Raw genomic sequence first — 14803 nt, 5'->3', positions numbered from 1 at the left:
TTTTAATACCAAGTCGTCAATTGATAAATTACAAACTTATCGCTTTAGCATTTTTCTCAACCAGCTTTTCACCTATACCGGCAACTTGGGTTAATTGCTGGACATTTTTGAACTTACCATATTTATTTCGATATTCCACAATGGCTTTTGCCTTGGCTTCACCAACACCATTGAGGGCTTGTAACTGCTCTGCTGTCGCTTTATTAATATTCACCTTAGCCATCTTTGTATTGCTACTTTTCACGGCTGTGGTTTTAGACATTTCAGCTGAAGTGAGTGCTGCTGGTTTAGTGGTGTCTTTGGCGACAGCCAAACTGATACTTGCTGCTGATAACGCGCAGGTGAGCATGACGCCCATGAGTAATGGATGTTTCATTGTTAACTCCTTAAAGTCCTATTTAATAACCCGACCAACTTCCCTATCCATGGTCGGTATTTGTCAGCGTTACACCCTATTCAACAAGAAAATGATCTATTAAAAACAGGGCATTTATCGCTAACATAAAACTGTAGTAAACAATTTATTTTTTGCAAAAAATAAGTAAGATTATTTTTCTACTGTTTGTTTTTGCTTATTTTTATTTGTTTTCATTACACTCGCAGAAAAGCTTTTTAGTTCGCCTAACAACTGCTGATGCACTTGGCTCAATTTAGGGCGATTTTGCGCTTTAAAACTTAGCGGCCGACATAAGCTCATGGCTTGATAACCAAGTCGCGCAGTTAATAAACCTCCGCCTAAACCTTGGGCTAAACGTGCTGATAACTTTCCGGTCATTTCAACCGATAATAACTGGGTGCCTAAATCTGTTACCACTTCAGTGGTGCCAGCATAAACAATATTTAGTACGATACTTTTTATCAGTTTAATCCGGCTCCAATAGCCTAATTCAATACCATATACATCTGCAATAACATTAACCATGCGCTGATTACGCCATAAAATAATCGCCATATCTAATACTGCTAAAGGACTCGCCGCTAACAGTAGTGCCGACTCCGCCGCAAAGCGACTTACAATTTTTTTGGCTTTTTCATCGCGTTCAGACAAAACTAATTCATCAAATAGCATCACCATTTCAGCGTCATTATGTTCAACGCTATTAATGGCTAAGTATTGCTTTTTACCTTCGGTATCTGGGTATTTTTGCAATAAGGGGCTGATGAACTTACTGGCTTCACCGCGCTGCATACTTAACGCTAAACGCTCGCCTGTGGCTTGGGTATCGGCCACATGTTTAAGCTTTATCAGTTTTTTCCACTCTGACAGGGTTATTGCCCCAGCCCACGCCATGATGATCCCCGCCACTGTCACGTAAAAACCAAATAGCCACGGGCTTTGCAGGTAGGCAGTTTGCAGCCCTTGTATGGTTTGAACGATAACCACCAGTATCAAAGCTAACAATGATAACTTGGCAAGCATTGAGATTTTTTTAGGCTTAGCGCCGAGCTTATCGATGGACTCGAGTTCATCGATGGTTTCAGGGAGTTTTGCTAAATTAGTTTCACAAATAAACTCGACATCGGTAAATGATTGTGACCCTTTAACGTCTTGATCCTTACCCGAATCAAGCGTTTCAGTATCAAACACTTGCTGCTGCTTAAGTTGAGCGTCTTCAAACTCTGTTCTCTTGCTATTATTGTTACTCATATTATTGCAACTTATCCCCCAGCAAAAACTGTAAAAGATGATCTAAGCGAATATGCTCAAAACGAGGGTCGGACATCGATGATTGTGGTAATCGAGGCGGGTTAAAAGACACGAAATTAAAGCCTTGCTTGTCCCAAAAGCTATCTTGGGGTAACCGCTGAGGCACTTCGCCTGGAAATATGGTGAGCATTTGCTGCTTTTTATCTATGCCTCTGACCACTTCTTGCTCGCCACTGGTTGTTGATACCATGCCATGCTGTGTGGCTTTGATGGCGCTAATGGCCATCGTTTCGACTTCGCAGCCTTCATAGTTAGCAAAGTGCTGACTGTGTTTTAGCATATCGGTCAATAAACTTAATACATGGCTCTGTTGATCACGAGTAACCCTGTCAACCTTACTGGCGGCAAACAGTAACTTATCAATTTTAGGTGAGAACAAACGCCTTAATAAACTCGATTGTCCAAAATGAAAGCTTTCGACAATACTATTGAGTGCATTACCCATATCCTCAAATTGTGCTTTACCGCTGTTTAGGCCATTAAAGCAATCCACCAGCACCAATTGACGATCAAAACTAGCAAAATAATCCCGATAAAACGGCTTAACCACCACTGAAACATACTCTTCATAGCGACGCTTTAGCACTTGGTAATAGCTAGAGTCCGCAGCGTTTTCTAAATTGGCTAATTCATCATTACTGAGATTTATGAGTGGGAAAAAGGCCAATAAAGGGGTATCGGCAAACTCTCCAGGTAATAGCATTCGACCAGGCTGTGCAAGATAAAAGCCTTGGTTGTTAACCAAGTCGACCAGTAATGTTTGGTACAAGTCTGCAATCTGCTTTAACTTATGCTCATCAGCAGTTTCTGATAAATTGATGTTAGCTAATACACTAACAAACTGCGGATAATAGCTTGAGGCAGCTAATCGGTGCTTAACGTCAATTTGTGACTCACACCACTGGATGAAGTTTTGCTTCATCATTGGTAAATCCAATAACCACTCACCTGGGTAATCAACAATATCCACATACAAGGTGGCAGTATCAGCAAGTTTTGCCAATATGCCCTTTTGAGGACGATATTTAATCGCTAGCCTTAACTCAGAGATATTACGGGTTGATGCAGGCCAAGTTGCAGGCAACTGGGTTAATGATGTCATCGCTCCTTTATAGTCAAAACTGGCAATGGCTAAATCAGGTTGCATGGCGCGTTTAATGCCAATTAAGCGATTTTCACGGCACACTTGCCACAAAGGCAATGGGTTTTGGGTTTGGCTTTTTTCTGATTGCAGCCCCGCATGGAGCATTTGATTAACCAGTCCGGTAATAAAGGCTGTTTTACCCGCCCCAGACAAACCCGTCACGGCTAAGCGAACATGCCGATCGGTTGAGCGATGAACTAATTGATGAGTTTTTTGGGAAATTTTATTAATTGAACGATCAATAAAGCTCATAGTTAATCTCAAATTAAGGAATAAGCAAAATAGGGATGAAAAATATTTTCAAGTACTGATAATCAAGTCTTTGCTAGAAAAACACAAGGGCGGTAAACCGCCCATTGGAATTATATGAAGATAGTCATCTGAATCGAGTTAAAGATTGTTAATTTCTCTTTTCAAATCAAAATTATCTGAAGTGACATGGCGCTCAAGTCGTTGCAACTTAATTTCAAGTGCATAAAACTGACTATTTACATCATGTAAGGCACGTTTTGCTGGTTCTCCTGCCTGCCAAACCTTTTTCTTCACTTCAATATCTTTGTGGCCTTTGGCATGTGTCGTATCTTCAGGCTTAATATCTAATATCATCCATAAGGCGACATAGATAATAAACACAGGCCCAGAACCACCCAATAAAAATATTGAGACTACGACCACTCTGACTAACCAGGTTTCAAGATTAAAAAAGTCTGCAATCCCTGCACATACCCCTGAAATTTTGCCTGATGATGGGATGCGGTATAATGTGCGACCGTTAGCTGTGCTCATCTTTCCCCCTCCATTCTGGCGCTTCTGTATCTAAAATAGCTTCCAATGTTTCAATACGTCGGCCCATTTTTTCAGCTTGGGCAATTAATTCATTCAATTGTGTAAACTCTTCTTCAGTGAGCCCCTGACTCACTTGTCGCTTACTGCGATAATGAAGAATCAACCAAATAGGTGCCACAATGACTAAAAATATAATGATTGGGGCAATAAGAAGATCCATATCCATAACTCACCTCTGAAAAAGTTTACTTGTCTGATTTAGTTTTTGATTTAGGTTGCGATTTAGCTTTCACTTTCGCTTTTAACGCTTCAAGTTCGTCATTGACTGAATCTTCAGCTTCAAGTGCCGCAAACTCATCAGCAAGGCTACCCTTTTTACCAATATCATAAGCTTCAACTTGTGACTCTAAACCTTCAACGCGACGCTCATATTGCTCAAACTTCACCATCGCATCATCAATTTTACTTGAATCAAGCTGCTTTTTAACTTCTAAACGTGAAGTGGCAGTTTGCTTGCGCATAATAATGGTTTTTTGGCGTGCTCTGGCATCATTCAGTTTTTCTTGTAACTGTTCAACTTCATGTTTAAGACGAGCAATGTGCTCTTCTACTACTTGAAGTTCCATCTCAAGGGTTTCTAATAATGAAACCGTTTTTTGTTTTTCAATTAGCGCAGCTTTTGCTAAGTCTTCTCTATCTTTCGATAAAGCTAATTCAGCTTTAGCTTGCCAATCAATCACTTGTTCTTGAACTCGGCTAATGCGTCTTAGTAATTCTTTCTTTTCTGCTAATACTTTTGCAGAAGTAGAGCGTACTTCAACTAACGTGTCTTCCATTTCCTGAATGATCAGGCGTACCATTTTTTCTGGATCTTCAGCTTTATCAAGTAAAGCACTGATGTTCGAATTAATGATATCTGCAAAGCGTGAGAAGATTCCCATAATGTGTCCCTCAAAAATATTGTTAATGTCGAAGTTTACTATTCACGAGTTGTGCCAACTTTTAAAAAACTATATAATTCAAGACTATAACCAAAATATTAACTTTTTCTTTCTTTTAATGCCGCAGCCCACTATTATGATTTTCACCACTTGTTAGCGTAATAGACTAAAAATTACAGTGACTAAACAATTTGAGCAAGACAATCTTATCGGACAATCTAATGCTTTGTTAGAGGTATTAGAACATGTTTCTAAAGTTGCCCCACTTTCTAAGCCGGTATTAATTATTGGTGAACGCGGCACAGGTAAAGAATTGATCGCCGAGCGGTTACACTATTTATCAGGCCGTTGGGATAAAGAGTTTATTAAATTAAACTGCTCTTCATTAAGTGAATCATTACTTGAAAGCGAACTGTTTGGCCACGAGTCTGGTGCGTTTACGGGCGCGAAAGGCAAACATGAAGGTCGCTTCGAACGCGCCGATGAAGGCACCTTATTTTTAGATGAGCTGGCCAATACCTCAGGATTAATTCAAGAGAAACTGTTACGTGTCATCGAATACGGTGAATTCGAACGAGTGGGTGGCAGTAAAACAGTTAATACCAATGTAAGGTTAATTTGTGCTGCCAATGAGGACTTACCTTCATTAGCTGAAAATGGTGAATTTAGGGCTGATTTACTGGATAGGTTAGCCTTTGATGTTATCACCCTACCGCCCCTTCGTAGCCGCACAGAAGACATTATGCCTTTAGCAGAGCATTTTGCCGTGAGCATGGCAAGGCAACTGAATTTAGATTATTTTGGCGGTTTTAGTCCAGTAGCTATAGAGCAACTCATGTCATATCGCTGGCCAGGTAATATCCGCGAACTTAAAAACGTGGTCGAACGCAGCGTCTATCGTCGAGGATCTGAAGGTGAAGAAATTGACCACATTATTGTCGATCCTTTTGCCTCTCCTTATCGACCAACATCAAGAATCAAAACTCGTGAAAGGCAGCAAACAGAGCATCAAGCTCCCGATACTTCAGTCGCGGTTCCAGTAACCGATGACTCCACTGAATATGAAGCATCATCAGTTAGCACCAGTGCAACAGACAGAGATATTCGCTTCCCATTAGACTTTAAAGAGCATACTGAAAACTATGAGATTAACCTGCTAAAAAGTGCCTTAGCCCAAAGCCAATATAATCAAAAGAAAACCGCTGAAATATTAGGTTTAAGCTACCACCAACTGCGGGGCATTTTGAAAAAGTATAATTTACTTGAAAAGTCTTAATAGGATATTTGCTCCTAAGTTATTAACACTGCTAAAATACTTATTCAGTACCTAAATAATATGATGAAAAAATGCGTGAGACATTAAAACGCTTTAAACCTGCTGCATTACTCTGCTTGCTAAGTTTTTTAGTAACAGGTTGTGGTGAACTCAATGTCCCATCAGGTATTGTGTATTGCTCTGAGGGCAATCCTGAAACCTTTAATCCGCAATTGGTCACTTCTGGTACCACTATTGATGCCAGTTCTAATCAGTTATACAACCGCCTAATTGACTATAACAATGACTCATCTGATTTTATGGCTGCGCTGGCAACCCAGTGGCGCATATCCGATGATGGCTTACGTTATCACTTTGTGTTGCGTAAAGGCGTACAGTTCCAGCACAATAATTTGTTCAAACCTTCAAGAAATTTTAATGCCGATGATGTACTATTCTCATTTAATCGCATCATTAATCCCGCGCATCCTTTTCACTCAGTGAGCAGAACTGGCTATCCATTTTTCCAAAGTATTGATTTTTCCAACTTAGTGAGTCGAGTCGAAAAAGTAAACGATTATGAAGTGGTATTCCACTTAACCCAACCTGATGCATCATTTTTAGCTAATTTGGCCACTGATTTTGCCGTTATTCTTTCTGCCGAATATGGCGAGCAACAATGGCAGGCAGGTACCCCTGAAAATATCGATTACTTCGCCATCGGCACAGGGCCTTTTTACCTCGCAGATTATGTCAAAAATGATTTTATTCGCTATAAACGCAATACCGCATATTGGGGTAAAGCGGCTAAAATTGACCTGTTAGTTTTTGATATCACACCTAAAAGTGAGTCTAGACTGGCTAAAATCATCACTAAAGATTGCCATGTGTCTGCCCTGCCAAAGGCAAATGAACTTGCAGTAATTAAACAGCATAAACACTTAAAAGTTAACACTAAACCGGGGTTAAACGTCGGTTTTTGGGCATTTAACACTCAAAAGCCTCCTCTAGACGATGTGCGAGTTCGACTTGCCCTTGCCCATGCCATTGATAAGAAAAATATCCTTAATGTTGTTTACCATGACACCGCTGTAGAAGCGACCGGAATGCTGCCGCCAGGATCATGGGCTTATTCAGACTCATCCGACCCTAATGATTTTGATCCTGAGAAAGCTAAAAGGCTGTTAGAAGAATCAGGGGTTAATAACTTAACCTTTGATATTTGGGCGATGCCAGTGGTGCGAATTTATAATCCAAACGCCCTCAAGACCGCAGAGCTGATTCAGGCCGACTTAGCCAACATTGGGGTTAAAGTGAATATTGTCAGTTATGACTGGAGCGTGTTTACGCAAAAATTAATTAGCCAAGATTATGATTCAGTATTAATTGGTTGGAATGCTGACAATACCGATCCTGATAATTTCTTTACCCCACTACTCAGTTGCTCAGCCCTAGAATCAAATAATAACCGTTCTAAATGGTGTTCAGCTGAATTGGACGCAATACTTGCACAAGCTAAAGCTACGCCAATAAAAACCACAAGAAAGGCGCTATATCAGCAAGCTGAACAGCTCATTCATCAGCAAGTTCCCTTGGTTAATATTGCCCATGGACAAAAATTGATCCTAAAAAACATTTCAGTATCAACTAAAGATGTTAACCCCTATGGTGGAATGGCTTTCTCTAATATCGAACTAAAAACTGCGGAGAAAAAACCTTAATGTGGCGTTATTTTCTAAGACGAATTAATTTATTTTTTGCCACTTCATTGGTTATGATTGCGGTACTGTTTTTTGCCACCGGTATGTTTCCAGTTGAAAAAAGCTACGCCTTAACTGGGATACAGTTCCCTAGCAGTGAGCAACAAGCACAAACCGTTGCAGACTTTAAGCTTGATAGTAACCAGCTTAGTCAATTTATCGCTTATTTAACCGAGCGATTATCAGGCAATTTAGGGATTTCGGTTAACTCACAACAAAGTGTCGCCACAGAGCTCAGTAACGTGTTACCAGCCTCTTTTGAATTGTCATTATTTGCTGGGACGATAGCGATATTTTTTGGAGTGCCACTTGGCGTATTGTCCTCATTAAGTGAAAGCAAGTCAGTCCAGCGCAGTATTTTAGCCCTAACCTTAACCGGTTACTCTATACCTGTATTCTGGCTCGGATTAACCTTGTCATTATGGTTTGGGGTAAAGCTAGAGTGGTTGCCGATCTCTGGACAAATCAATTTATTATATGAAATTGAACCCGTCACAGGTTTTATGCTGATCGATACTTTGCTATCACATGAAGCCTATCGGATCTCAGCATTTAAAGATGCCTTATTACACATCATTTTACCTGCGGTAACCTTAGCGGTATTACCTTTTACTGTCGTTATACGTATCACACGTCAAGCAATGATGACGGTTATGACCCAAACCTATATTCGCGCTGCTGAAGCCCGTGGCCTTAATACCTATAGTATTTTAATGAAACACGCCTTACCTAACGCGCTTATCCCAGTTCTTAAAGCCTTTGGCTTAATGCTTGGCTCGTTTGCCAGTTACGGCATTATTGTCGAGGTGATTTTTGCATGGCCAGGGGTGGGATCATGGCTTATTGCAGGAATATATCAGCGAGATTACACCGTGATTCAAGCAGGGATCCTTTCAGTCTCTTTGCTGATTATCTTTTTAAGTATTATGATTGATTTAGTGCATACCACTATTAACCCTATTAATAGGAAAGAACTGTATGCCAGCAATTAAAATATATCAGGATGAACACATAGCTTCACCTATGATGCAATTGTGGAAAGCATTTGCTAGTAACCCATTTGCTGTCGCAGGCCTTTGGGCGGTAATATTTTTATTACTACTGGTTGTATTGGGGCCGCTACTCGCTCCTTACCCACCAGAAATGCAAAATCCTGATGCCATATTATTACCGCCATCATGGGACGCCCTTGGACATGTTTCGCATTTTTTAGGTACCGATGATTTAGGCCGAGACTTATTCAGCCGCTTATTGCATGGGGTTAGATTAACGTTCGGCATGTCATTAATTGTGGTGCTTTGCGCCTTAATCGTCGGCTTTATTATTGGCTCCCTTTCAGGAATGATGCGTGGGTTAAAATCAAGTATTTTAGGTCATTTGCTCGATGCCTTATTATCAATTCCGTCATTATTGCTCGCCATTTTGGTTGTCGCAGTGACCGGTCCGGGGTTAATCAATGTATTTTGGGCAGTAGGCTTAGCCTTAACGCCGCAATTTGTGCGGGCAATTCACCAAGCAGTACATGAAGAGCTACAAAAAGAATACGTTATTGCCGCTAAACTTGATGGCGCCAGTCAAATACAAATCTTTTGGTATGTCATCATGCCAAACGTCTGGGAAGTGGTTATTATTCAAACGACCATTGCCATATCGGTGGCGATATTAGACATTGCCGCCTTAGGCTTTCTCAATCTTGGAGCACAAGCCCCTAGCTCAGAGTGGGGAGCGATGATTTTTCAAGGGTTAAACAGCCAATTAATTGCGCCTTGGTCGATTACCATTCCAGGTTTGGCGATCCTATTTACTGTGTTATCCATTAATTTGGTGGGTGACGGATTACGCTCGGCGCTCGCGCCGATAAGAAACTAGCCCATGCCATTACTTGATGTCAGAAATCTCACTATCGAACTCGATACCCCACAAGGCACAGTGAAGGTACTTGAGAAAGTCAGTTTAACCATTAATCCGGGTGAAATTCATGGCTTAGTTGGTGAATCAGGTTCTGGGCGTAGCTTATTAGCCAAAGCGGTACTAGGCGTTTTAGGCCCAAACTGGCGCATCATTGCCGATCGCATGATGTGGGATGGCAAAAATTTATTGGAAATGACTAAAAAGCAACGTCGCAGCTTAATGGGCAGTGATATGACCATGATTTTCCAAGACCCTTCTGGCAGTTTAGATCCGGTAAAAACTATCGGCAGTCAGTTAATTGAATCGCTCACGCCAAACAAAGCCGTGCCTTTTTGGCGCAGAGCAAAAGACACTCATTTAACCGCGCAAAAATGGCTTCATAAAGTTGGAATTAAAAAGCCCAAAGCCATTATGAAGCGCTACCCTTGGGAACTTTCTGAAGGTGCCTGCCAAAAGGTAATGATTGCTATGGCAGTAGCTAACCACCCTAAGTTATTAATCGCCGACGAACCAACCAATGCGATGGAATTAAGTACCCAAGCGCAAATATTTCGTTTGTTAGCTCAATTAAACCAACTTCAAAATGTCTCTATACTGCTAGTCAGCCATGAACTAGAAACTTTAGCAAAATGGTGCGATCGCATCAGTATTTTATACAGCGGACAAATCATGGAGTCGGGGCCCGTTAACGAATTAATCAAACAACCCTATCACCCCTATACCAAAGCATTATTCAAAAATCTGCCAGACTTTGCAGGCCAAATACGCCACAAAGCCTATTTACCAACATTGCAAGGTTCCTCGCCGTCATTGCAGCATTTGCCTGCTGGGTGCAGGCTGGGTCCTCGCTGCCCTGACGCCCAAAGAGCATGTGTTATCCAACCCAGTTTGGCCCACGAAAAAGATCGCTATTTTGCCTGCCATTTCCCGTATAACAGTGAGATAGAAGATGACAACTCCATTACTTAAAGTAAACCAGCTAAGCAAACGCTATTTTACGGGTTATAAAAGGTTCAAAGCGCAATATAATCAAGCCCTGTCACCACTATCATTTGAACTTGAGCGTGGACAAACCTTGGCTATTGTCGGTGAAGTAAGCTCAGGTAAAAGTACCTTAGCGCGAATACTGGTTGGCGCAGAGCCTCGCAGCGGTGGAGAAATATTGTTTGAAGGGGAAGCATTGGAGGCGCGAAATATCAAACAGCGCAGCCGCTTAATTAGAATGATTTTTCAAGACCCTAACACCTCATTAAACCCGAGGTTAACCATTGGTAGCCTACTAGAAGAACCATTACGATTTAACACCACATTGAATTCAGCGGAACGAAAAGTGCGGGTGGCAGATAGACTCAGAAAAGTGGGCTTACTACCTGAACATGCCAATTTCTATCCTCATATGGTCTCTGAAGGTCAAAAACAACGTGTAGCCGTTGCTAGAGCTTTAATGTTAAACCCTAAAATCATTATCGCTGATGAAGCACTTGCCTCATTAGATTTATCAGTGCGTTCTCAAATACTTAATCTGCTGATAAAATTACAAAAAGAAATGGGGCTATCGTATATTTTTGTGACCCACAATTTGAACATTGTACGTCATTTTAGTGACAAGGTACTGGTGCTCAAAAATGGCAGCGTAGTTGAACTAGCGAGCACAGAAGAATTATTCAATCACCCACAACAAGAATACTCTCGCCGCTTAATATCGCAGCAAACACAACTCACAGCCAAACGCTAAACTGCTCCAACCACTGAGTAATTTAGCCAAAAAACATAAAAACTAGTGCCAATTCGTCGCCTAACTATTTATCCTAGTGCGATTGTTAAAGGAAGAAACCAAATTATGATTATTAAACCTAAAACACGTGGCTTTATTTGTACAACCACTCATCCTATCGGTTGTGAAGCTAACGTCAAAGAACAAATCGAGTTAACCAAAGCAAAAGGCAAAATTGCCAATGGCCCTAAAAAAGTCTTAGTGGTTGGCTCTTCAAGTGGCTACGGCTTATCTTCTCGTATTGCATCAGCGTTCGGTAGTGATGCGGCCACCATTGGTGTTTTCTTTGAAAAACCAAGCACAGAAACCAAACCAGGTACGGCCGGTTGGTACAACTCTGCCTACTTTGATAAATTCGCTAAAGCTGAAGGTTTATATTCAAAAAGCATTAACTGTGATGCATTTAGCCATGAAGCTAAACAAAAAGTCATTGAGCTTATCAAACAAGACTTAGGTCAAATTGATATGGTGGTTTACTCTTTAGCTTCTCCAGTGCGTAAATTGCCTGATACCGGTGAAGTGATCCGCTCAAGCCTTAAGCCTATCGGTGAAACTTATACCGCAACTGCGGTAGACACCAACAAAAACACCATCATCGAAACCTCGGTAGAGCCAGCAACAGAGCAAGAAATTGCTGATACCGTGACAGTGATGGGCGGTCAAGATTGGGAATTATGGATGAGCGCCTTAAGTGATGCGGGTGTATTAGCGGATAATTGTAAAACCGTGGCCTACAGCTATATTGGCACCGAGATCACTTGGCCTATCTACTGGCATGGCGCATTAGGTAAAGCCAAAATGGATTTAGACCGTGCGGCTCATAGCCTTAATGAAAAGTTAGCCAAAACAGGCGGTTCTGCCAATGTGGCTGTGCTTAAGAGTGTTGTCACTCAAGCAAGCTCTGCTATCCCGGTAATGCCTTTATACATCGCGATGGTATTTAAGAAAATGCGTGAAGAAGGCGTTCATGAAGGCTGTATGGACCAAATTTACCGTATGTTCAGCGAGCGTTTATATCGCGCTGATGGTCAAGCGGCACCAACAGATGATGAAAATCGTCTTCGTTTAGATGATTGGGAGTTACGCGAAGAAATTCAAAAACATTGCCGTGACTTATGGCCGGATGTCACCACTGAAAACCTTGCTGAACTGACTGATTACAATGAATACAAAGAAGAGTTTTTAAAACTGTTTGGTTTTGGTATTGCTGGCATCGACTATGAAGCTGACGTTAATCCAAACGTGACTTTTGATGTTATCTGCCTTTAATCCCCTAAGGTAATAAGAAAAGCCAAGTTATTATAACTTGGCTTTTTTATATCTGGTTAACTGCACAGTGACTCTTTATTTTATTAATGCGGCTTTATTAATAAAAAAGGCCAAGTTGATGAGACTTGGCCTTTATAAGGGAATGATGAAATTTAACTAAGAGTTATTTAGTTTTTAGCGCATGCTTAGCGGCGTTTTCACCAGCTTTACGACCAAATACTACCGTATCAGCGATTGCGTTACCGCCTAGACGGTTATAACCATGAACACCACCAGTGACCTCACCAGCCGCAAACAAACCAGGCATTTTCCAGCTTTGTAGGTTCAAGATATTCGTATCGGTATCAATTGCGATCCCGCCCATAGTATGGTGAATACCAGGTGCTACTTTTACAGCGTAGTATGGCGGCGTGCTTAAGCTTAATGGCATATTGGCGCGGCCGAATGCATCATCTTTACCTGCTGCTTTATACTTGTTGTAATCCGCTGCAGTTTTCGGTAAATCAGCCATTCCTGTGATTTTTGCCAGTTCTTCAATGGTGTTGGCTTTACTTAACATACCTAAATGTTCGTAACCACGTACCATTTTCTTTTTCTCAACCAATTGCTCATCGAACACTAACCAAGCATATTGATCTTTTTGCTTTAAGATTGCATCTGATGCACGGTCACGAGTCGTTAGTTCATTAATGAAACGGTTGCCATCAGTATTGACCATAATTGCACCAACACCGCGAACGGTTTCAGAAATCAAAATACGGCTATCTTTACCTACTGTAGGATGCGCTTGAACCCAATCAATATCAGTCATTGAAGCGCCAATTTCTTTAGCAAGTAGCACACCATCACCAGTGGCTGTAACGTTATTTGAACTAGACATGTCTTTCATTGTTGGGCGGTAGTAAGCAACCATTTGCTTATTCATACCATAACCACCTGTCGCTAATACAATAGAATCAGCAGCGACCATGTTGTAGCCTGAATGACGGCCGTGAACCACCACGCCAGCAACTGATTGATCATCATTTAAGACGATTTTTTCAACTCTTGAGTTAACGCGAACTGGAATATCACGTTCTACTGCGGCTTTACGCAAGGTATCAATTAAGTGTGGACCAATTGACGCGCCACCAGAAGGTGCGTGAGTACGCTCTGCTCTTGCGCCGCCTGAACGTTTAAGCTCTGACATATCAGCACCTAAAGACTCAAGCCATGCTACAGCGCCAGCAGACTCTTCAGCCATAGTTTGCACAAGTTTAGGGTCATTTTGATAACGACCGCCTTTCATGGCATCTTCAGCATACCAATCAACAGTGTCTTCAATGCCTTTGGCTTTTTGTTGTGGTGTGCCGACAGCATTAATACCGCCTGCAGCAAGCATTGAGTTACCACCGGTATAAGGGGCTTTTTCAAATAAAACAACGTTGGCACCTGCCAATTTAGCTGAAATCGCTGCATTGAAACCGGCACTACCGCCACCAACAACAATCACATCAACCGTTTCTACAGGGCCTTTATCAATCGCTTGTTGGATTTTGTCTTGATTCCAATCACCATCCCACTTCTTCTTCGCTTTTGAATCGGCAAATGGCATTTCCATTTCAAAGTTATGACAGTTATTACAAGTCAACTCAGGTTTAGCATGGGCGGTATGACAAGAAGTACAGTTGATATCTCCTAAATGAGATGCATGAGGGTCAAACGCAAGTTCATCGTTAACTAAATCAGCATAACCACCATGACAGTCCTGACACTGAGCGTTCTCATGAGTTTGGCTATCAGTCATGCTTTTCTTGATGTCTTTCATTTTTTCTGCAACGTGACAGCTTTGACAGTCACCCATTTCAGTATGGAAAGACGCTAAGTCATTTTTTGCCATTACGCTGCCAGAAGTAAGCATCATCACTGCCACTGCCGAAGCTAAATATTTAAGTTTCATTGGTTCATACCTCTAATTATCATTTTCACAACTTGCTTTGTTGGACGATAGAATACTCATAAAGAGATAGTAAAACTTAGACATTGGTCAACATTGGCACTTGGTTAAGTTTTAATGAAACCAAATTAAAATTAACTTAAATCGCTACAAAGCCACAACATTTGTGACCCAGTTAGAATTTATCTCCATGATTCAATCCTATTATGTATATCAGGTTTACATACGCTGCAACCTCCTCAAAATTGATGATATTGAGGTTTATTAATGAATCTATTCATTAGCTAAAGCAATATAACCAATTGATAATATTACTTTA

At 41.2% G+C, this 14803-nt stretch carries 14 protein-coding genes; 7 read left to right on the top strand and 7 right to left on the bottom strand.

Annotated elements, in window-relative coordinates; translation table 11 throughout:
• Window positions 1-28: 28 nt before the first annotated feature.
• The 6 genes from Q4591_RS05965 to pspA all read right to left on the bottom strand — a co-directional run bounded on the left by Q4591_RS05965 (window position 29) and on the right by pspA (window position 4579).
• Window positions 29-376, bottom strand: a complete 348-nt coding sequence (locus Q4591_RS05965) for a helix-hairpin-helix domain-containing protein (RefSeq protein WP_076536941.1) — start codon at window positions 374-376, stop codon at window positions 29-31.
• 171 nt (window positions 377-547) lie between these two features.
• Window positions 548-1648: a TIGR01620 family protein gene (locus tag Q4591_RS05960; RefSeq protein ID WP_303445659.1), complete on the bottom strand. Its 1101-nt coding sequence runs from the start codon at window positions 1646-1648 to the stop codon at window positions 548-550.
• Window position 1649: 1 nt separating this feature from the next.
• Complete coding sequence (locus Q4591_RS05955) at window positions 1650-3104, bottom strand: YcjX family protein (RefSeq protein WP_303459937.1); 1455 nt, start codon at window positions 3102-3104, stop codon at window positions 1650-1652.
• A gap of 138 nt (window positions 3105-3242) precedes the next feature.
• Window positions 3243-3638: an envelope stress response membrane protein PspC gene (pspC, locus tag Q4591_RS05950; RefSeq protein WP_303459934.1), complete on the bottom strand. Its 396-nt coding sequence runs from the start codon at window positions 3636-3638 to the stop codon at window positions 3243-3245.
• On the bottom strand, window positions 3625-3864 hold the full coding sequence (gene pspB, locus Q4591_RS05945; RefSeq protein ID WP_102440532.1) for an envelope stress response membrane protein PspB: 240 nt from the start codon (window positions 3862-3864) through the stop codon (window positions 3625-3627). The genes pspC and pspB overlap by 14 nt, the downstream gene beginning before the upstream one ends.
• Window positions 3865-3883: 19 nt before the next feature.
• Window positions 3884-4579 carry a phage shock protein PspA gene (pspA, locus tag Q4591_RS05940; protein ID WP_076536951.1) on the bottom strand — a complete coding sequence of 232 codons (696 nt, stop codon included), beginning with the start codon at window positions 4577-4579 and terminating at the stop codon, window positions 3884-3886.
• A gap of 178 nt (window positions 4580-4757) precedes the next feature.
• Here pspA and pspF point away from each other — a divergent pair, with 178 nt between their 5' ends.
• The 7 genes from pspF to fabV all read left to right on the top strand — a co-directional run bounded on the left by pspF (window position 4758) and on the right by fabV (window position 12548).
• Entirely contained in the window at window positions 4758-5855 is a 1098-nt protein-coding gene (gene pspF / locus Q4591_RS05935) for a phage shock protein operon transcriptional activator (RefSeq protein ID WP_303459931.1), read from the top strand.
• Between the two features lie 71 nt (window positions 5856-5926).
• The gene (locus Q4591_RS05930; RefSeq protein ID WP_102440530.1) at window positions 5927-7555 is read left to right on the top strand and encodes an ABC transporter substrate-binding protein; all 1629 of its coding nucleotides are present in this window, start codon (window positions 5927-5929) and stop codon (window positions 7553-7555) included.
• Window positions 7555-8586, top strand: coding sequence for an ABC transporter permease subunit (locus Q4591_RS05925; protein WP_102476349.1), 1032 nt, complete (start codon window positions 7555-7557; stop codon window positions 8584-8586). Before Q4591_RS05930 ends, Q4591_RS05925 begins: the two co-directional genes overlap by 1 nt.
• Window positions 8573-9463, top strand: a complete 891-nt coding sequence (locus tag Q4591_RS05920; protein ID WP_102440528.1) for an ABC transporter permease subunit — start codon at window positions 8573-8575, stop codon at window positions 9461-9463. Before Q4591_RS05925 ends, Q4591_RS05920 begins: the two co-directional genes overlap by 14 nt.
• 3 nt (window positions 9464-9466) lie before the next feature.
• Window positions 9467-10474, top strand: coding sequence for an oligopeptide/dipeptide ABC transporter ATP-binding protein (locus tag Q4591_RS05915; protein ID WP_102440527.1), 1008 nt, complete (start codon window positions 9467-9469; stop codon window positions 10472-10474).
• Window positions 10455-11240, top strand: coding sequence for an ATP-binding cassette domain-containing protein (locus tag Q4591_RS05910; protein WP_102476351.1), 786 nt, complete (start codon window positions 10455-10457; stop codon window positions 11238-11240). Before Q4591_RS05915 ends, Q4591_RS05910 begins: the two co-directional genes overlap by 20 nt.
• 105 nt (window positions 11241-11345) lie before the next feature.
• Window positions 11346-12548, top strand: a complete 1203-nt coding sequence (gene fabV / locus Q4591_RS05905) for an enoyl-ACP reductase FabV (protein ID WP_303459927.1) — start codon at window positions 11346-11348, stop codon at window positions 12546-12548.
• 163 nt (window positions 12549-12711) lie between these two features.
• Here the strand turns inward: fabV and Q4591_RS05900 are convergent, their stop codons facing one another.
• On the bottom strand, window positions 12712-14487 hold the full coding sequence (locus Q4591_RS05900; protein WP_102440524.1) for a flavocytochrome c: 1776 nt from the start codon (window positions 14485-14487) through the stop codon (window positions 12712-12714).
• Window positions 14488-14803: the final 316 nt, after the last annotated feature.

Origin of the sequence: Shewanella sp. 3_MG-2023, from assembly GCF_030548765.1 — a bacterium.
In the GTDB taxonomy this organism is placed as follows: Bacteria; Pseudomonadota; Gammaproteobacteria; order Enterobacterales; family Shewanellaceae; genus Shewanella.
The sequence above is the reverse complement of the archived record's forward strand: the minus strand, read 5'-3'. Positions and strand labels throughout refer to the sequence as shown.